Below are 5,591 nucleotides of genomic sequence, written 5' to 3' on the forward strand. Positions count from 1 at the left end.
TCGCCATACGCAGCGGTGATCGCCCACAGGTGGTATTGACCTTCTAATAATTGGTCAATAATCAATGCCGTACAGGTGTTGGCATCGAGGTCGATATTCGCATCGAGTAATGGGTGGTCGGGAATATCACCGGATTGATGATGATCCGCATAAAATACCTCAACCCCAAGTTCGAGCGCAGAGACTAACCCTTCCATATTCTTAGCCATTGAAATATCAAGAATCGTTAGTGAGTCATTATTCGAGAGGTCCAATTTTTCAACCAACTTAATGTCACGCTTCACACCCGTGATGAGCTGTGACGTCCGAGGCGACGAGAGTCGTAATTGCAGTAAAGCGATGATGCCATCAGCATCACCATTAAAAACATCGTAGTGCATAAATAACCTTGGGGAAATGAATCCGTAGCGGAGGCAAAGAACCGTTGTTCAGCCCAGTTAAGCGTAAATCGCGATAACACCATCTTCTAGTAATTGTAATTGCTCAATACCCAGTTCCGTGGCTTTAGGTTTGACCACCGCAATCATATGCAGCATACCTTCCAGCACAACTTGTTCGGTGACCTTAGCGTTTAGCGACATCGCCGATTGATAACCAATCCAGCTGCTTGCAATTAAATGTAAGGTAGTCACCAAAGATTTCATTTCTAACTCTTCAACCACTAACAAATCAAGCTTTACGAAGGCCCTCATGATATTAACTAGGTTATTTTGTAGCTTCTCTTGGACTTTAATGTAGTCATCATGCAACGAAGTATCACGTTGAAGAATCTCAGGAAGATTGGCGTAAAAGAAACGATATTTCCACATGAAGGTGAAAATGGAATCCAGATAGTGTTTGAGTAACACCAAACTTTCCTGCTGACCATTGATGGGAGTAAAGCGCTCGAGCAGCTCTTCAGAGTAGAGCGTAAAGATCTCATGGACGATTTCTTGTTTATTGCGAAAATGGTAGTAAAGGTTGCCAGGGCTAATGTCTATGTGCGCAGCAATGTGATTGGTCGTAATATTACGCTCACCATGTTCATTAAATAGCTCTAATGCTGCGTGTACAATTTTATCGCGAGTCTTCATTTATTGCCCGTATCCTTTCCGTCAATCGAATGAGTATAACGCCAAGTGTAACCCATAACAAAAAAGCGCCTGGTCGTATCAGGCGCTTTCAACTATTTACTCAACTATTTGTGGTATGGCTTAGATAACTCATGCACAGCATCAACAAACACACCTGCATTTTCAGGTGGCACATCTAGATGGATACCATGGCCCAGATTAAATACATGGCCGGTTCCGCCATCACCAAAACCTTCAAGGATGGTGCCGACTTCTTCACGAATACGTTCAGGCTGCGCGTAGAGTACAGACGGGTCCATATTGCCTTGTAACGCGACTTTGTCACCAATACGTGCTTTGGCATCAGCAATGTTAATTGTCCAGTCTAGGCCGACAGCATCACAGCCTGTTGCTGCAATCGACTCTAGCCACATGCCACCATTCTTGGTAAATAGCGTAACAGGAACGCGACGACCTTCATTCTCACGAATCAGACCATCGACAATTTTATGCATGTATTGAAGCGAGAATAGTTTGTAATCACGTGGAGTCAGCACACCACCCCATGTATCAAATACCATGACCGATTGTGCACCGGCTTTAATCTGTGCGTTCAGATACTCAATAACCGTGTCTGCAAGTTTATCCAGTAGTAGGTGCAAGGTTTGAGGCTCTGCGTACATCATTTTTTTGATTTTAGTGAACGCTTTAGAACTGCTACCTTCAACCATATACGTGGCAAGCGTCCAAGGACTGCCAGAGAAACCGATGAGAGGCACTTCACCTTTCAGGTCTTTGCGGATTTGACGTACGGCATTCATAACGTACTGAAGTTCACCTTCTGGATCCGGCAAACCAATTTTTTCAACATCTGCTTTACATGTGATTGGACGTTCAAACTTCGGGCCTTCACCCGTTTCGAAGTACAAACCAAGACCCATCGCATCTGGGATCGTCAGAATGTCTGAGAACAAGATTGCAGCATCGAGCGGAAAACGACGCAAAGGTTGAAGCGTTACTTCTGACGCCAATTCTGCGTTTTTACACAAAGACATGAAGTCACCCGCTTCTGCGCGAGTTGCTTTATATTCAGGAAGATAGCGGCCAGCTTGACGCATCATCCAGACCGGTGTGCAGTCAACAGGTTGTTTTAACAGGGCGCGTAAATAGCGATCATTCTTTAATTCGGTCATTCCGTTAAATTCCAATTCAATCTTGTCTATTTTTGAAGTTTAGTATTCTAACACTGTTCAGCTCTCAAAAGAGGCGTGCTTTGCAATCTAGATCAAGTTATTAACTTTTAAATCAATGCTTAGTTTGCACGCATTATGTAACAATGCTAAAAATTCGTTTGCTAGCGAAAATTACAATAATAACTGAGTACTTAGTGCTCAGCATCTCATAACGACATCTTACTTACCCCCTCCTTCTCGGAGGGTTTTTTTTATCTGTCATTCTCTATTTATTTATCGACTAACTCACCTGAGTTAAGGTATCAATCAGGGTTCTTGCAATGGTGCCTTTAGGCGCGACGGGTGGCAATTTATCAAAATCAAACCATCGTGCATCGCTGAGCTCCTGATAGTCGGGTTTGACCTCACCGCTCTCGTACTCTGCAAGAAAACCCATCATCATGTTAGAAGGAAATGCCCAAGGCTGACTGCCAAAGTAACGAATATTTTGGACATGAATCCCGGTCTCTTCTTTTACTTCTCTCGCAACACATTGCTCAAGGGTTTCTCCTACTTCTAGGAAACCTGCAATCACGGTATACATACCATTGCGATGGCGAGGATGCTGCGCTAGTAATATTTGATGCTGTTTGCGCACGGCAACGATGATGCATGGTGATATTCTGGGATAGTGTAAGGTTCGACAATCTGTGCACTGCATCGCAAGTTGGTTCATATTTAAGTGGTTCCGCCCACCACATTGAGGGCAAAATCGTTGCGTCAGGGTCATATTCCCAAGCTGAACCGCTTTGCTCATGAGTAAGAAAAGTGCGTCAGGAAACTGCAAACATTCTCTCAGAGAAGTGAGTTCAAGAGGCGATTCTATATCGACTTCATTTATCCATAACACAGGGGAACCCTGGTATTGGCCAATGTTAACCGCGTGCTCAATGGGAAAGTTGATCTCTTCCGCGGTCGCAAATGGAAGCTCGTTTTCTACCAGATAAATATCACTTCCAGTGACTGCGCACCAATAGGCTTTTTCGTGCCTTTTACTATTACTATTTTTTAACATCATACGGTCTCTTAGCTTGCAGTTCATTCATTTTACTGGCAATCTAATTTATACCAGAGATTATTAATGATAAATATATTTACAAACTCTGAGTGGATGTAAAAGGGATCTTTGCACTGCAAAGCTAATTCGTACACAAATTTGTGTACCGATCATGAGGGCATGGTCATGCTAAATAAATTCAAACAAACGCAGCAACAATGGGGTGGCTCAAGTGAGGTTATTGATCATTGGCTTGAGACTCGTCAATTACTCATTGTTGAATACTGTAAGCTCGCATCACTTCAACCATCATCCGTAAAATCTTCAGTTTCTGAACTTCCGACGCCTAAAGCGCTTCAAAGCTTTTGTCAGCACTTGGTCGATTATATCTCCGAAGGGCACTTTAAAATCTATGACATGGTCATGGATCAATGGCGCGCAACGGGGTTTGAAGCCACTGATGAGATCAATCAGACTTACGCAAAGATCGTACTGACGACCGAGCCGCTGTTGAGCTTCACAGACACCTATGCAGCCGTCAGTAAGGACGACCCTTTAAAAGGCTTCGACAATGATCTGTCTCAAGTTGGCGAGGTGATTGAGATGCGATTTGAAGTCGAAGACCAGCTGATTCAGCTGATTGCAAATAGCCTTGCCATACCTCCTGGCGCTTAAACTATTCGTTTAAGTTACTGGTTCAAGTTCTTTGATTTAAGTTATTTAGAACTGAATATATAGGATCGGATACCTATGATTTAGTTTCTAGGGACTGGCTATCAAGCAAGCCGCTTACCCTCTGTGCAATGAGTACTTGTAGAAAGTGCTCATTAGCCACCCTCTGTACTTTTCTATTTCTCATCCAACGGTGCTGCCGACTATTTCACTCATAAACTCACTCAAATAAAAAACAAAAAAGGCACCCAAAGGTGCCTTTTTTTATCACGAATCGTGATTACTCGTCAGAGTGCTTATTCTTCAGAAGAAAAGCCAGCGTTGAGAAGTGCTGCTAGATTATCTGTCGCTTGTTCAGCTGACGGACCTTCTTGTTGCTCTTCACGTTGCTTTTGACGCTCTTGGTGGTAAGCGAAACCAGTACCAGCTGGGATCAGACGACCAACAATAACGTTCTCTTTCAGACCACGTAAGTCATCGCGCTTACCAGAAACCGCAGCTTCTGTTAGTACGCGAGTCGTTTCTTGGAAAGATGCTGCTGAGATAAATGACTCAGTCGCTAGAGATGCTTTGGTAATACCTAGTAAGTCACGCTCGTAACGTACTAGTTCTTTACCTTCTGCTTCTAGAGCGCGGTTAGCGATCTTAACGTTGTGGTACTCAACTTGCTCACCAGGTAAGAACTCAGAGTCACCAGCGTGAGTAATCGTACACTTACGTAGCATTTGACGAACGATAGTTTCAATGTGCTTATCGTTAATCTTAACGCCTTGTAGACGGTAGACTTCTTGAACTTCGTTAGCGATGTACTGAGTCACAGCATGAATGCCACGTAGACGTAGAATGTCATGCGGAGTCTCTGGACCATCAGCGATAACATCACCACGTTCGATCTTCTCACCTTCGAATACGTTCAGCTGACGATGCTTAGGAATCATCTCTTCGTACGCGTCTCCGCCTTCACGAGTGATAACTAAACGACGCTTACCTTTCGTCTCTTTACCGAATGACACAGTACCTGTGTGCTCAGCAAGAATCGCAGGCTCTTTAGGCTTACGAGCTTCGAACAAGTCAGCAACGCGTGGTAGACCACCGGTGATATCTCGGTTTCCGCTAGATTTCTGTGGAATACGAGATAACGTGTCACCGATACCTACTTCAGCACCATCTTCGATGTTAACGATCGCTTTACCAGGTAGGAAGTAGTGAGCTGGCATATCAGTACCAGGAATCATTACATCGTTACCTTTCGCATCAACAAGTTTGATAGCTGGACGCATATCTTTACCTGCTGCTGGGCGAGCTGCTGCATCTGTTACTTCACTAGACGAAAGACCGGTTAGGTCATCAGTCTGGCGAGAAACCGTCACACCATCGATCATATCAACGAATTGGATACGACCGGCCACTTCAGTGATGATTGGCATGGTATGCGCTTCCCAGTTCGCAACAACTTCGCCCGCAGTAACAGCGTCGCTGTCTGCTTTGCTAAGAATCGAACCGTATGGCAGTTTGTGTTTCTCTTTAGTACGGCCAAACTCATCAATGATCGTCATCTCAGAAGCACGAGATGTGATAACCAGCTTCTTGTCTTTGTTGACAACAAACTTAGCATTGTGAAGAGATCGGAAGAGCGGT

4 protein-coding genes and 2 pseudogenes are annotated in these 5,591 nt (G+C 44.2%); 1 reads left to right on the forward strand and 5 read right to left on the reverse strand.

The window, feature by feature from the left end; translation table 11 throughout:
* From ACP45E_RS15970 to nudC, 4 genes and pseudogenes are all read right to left on the reverse strand, one after another.
* Positions 1-380 (reverse strand): annotated as a pseudogene (locus tag ACP45E_RS15970) (DHH family phosphoesterase); the annotation flags it as partial.
* A gap of 57 nt (positions 381-437) precedes the next feature.
* Positions 438-1,073 carry a TetR/AcrR family transcriptional regulator gene (locus ACP45E_RS15975; protein ID WP_017035397.1) on the reverse strand — a complete coding sequence of 212 codons (636 nt, stop codon included), beginning with the start codon at positions 1,071-1,073 and terminating at the stop codon, positions 438-440.
* Positions 1,074-1,177: 104 nt separating this feature from the next.
* Entirely contained in the window at positions 1,178-2,245 is a 1,068-nt protein-coding gene (hemE, locus tag ACP45E_RS15980; RefSeq protein WP_017035398.1) for a uroporphyrinogen decarboxylase, read from the reverse strand.
* Between the two features lie 280 nt (positions 2,246-2,525).
* Positions 2,526-3,299: an NAD(+) diphosphatase gene (gene nudC / locus ACP45E_RS15985; protein ID WP_026026705.1), complete on the reverse strand. Its 774-nt coding sequence runs from the start codon at positions 3,297-3,299 to the stop codon at positions 2,526-2,528.
* Between the two features lie 162 nt (positions 3,300-3,461).
* On the opposite strand from nudC, the gene rsd reads away from it, so the two are divergent.
* On the forward strand, positions 3,462-3,956 hold the full coding sequence (rsd, locus tag ACP45E_RS15990; RefSeq protein ID WP_139073944.1) for a sigma D regulator: 495 nt from the start codon (positions 3,462-3,464) through the stop codon (positions 3,954-3,956).
* Positions 3,957-4,249: 293 nt separating this feature from the next.
* Here the strand turns inward: rsd and ACP45E_RS15995 are convergent.
* Positions 4,250-5,591: pseudogene (locus tag ACP45E_RS15995) on the reverse strand (DNA-directed RNA polymerase subunit beta'); the annotation flags it as partial.

Origin of the sequence: Vibrio genomosp. F10 str. 9ZD137 (assembly GCF_049974785.1) — a bacterium.
GTDB lineage: Bacteria > Pseudomonadota > Gammaproteobacteria > Enterobacterales > Vibrionaceae > Vibrio.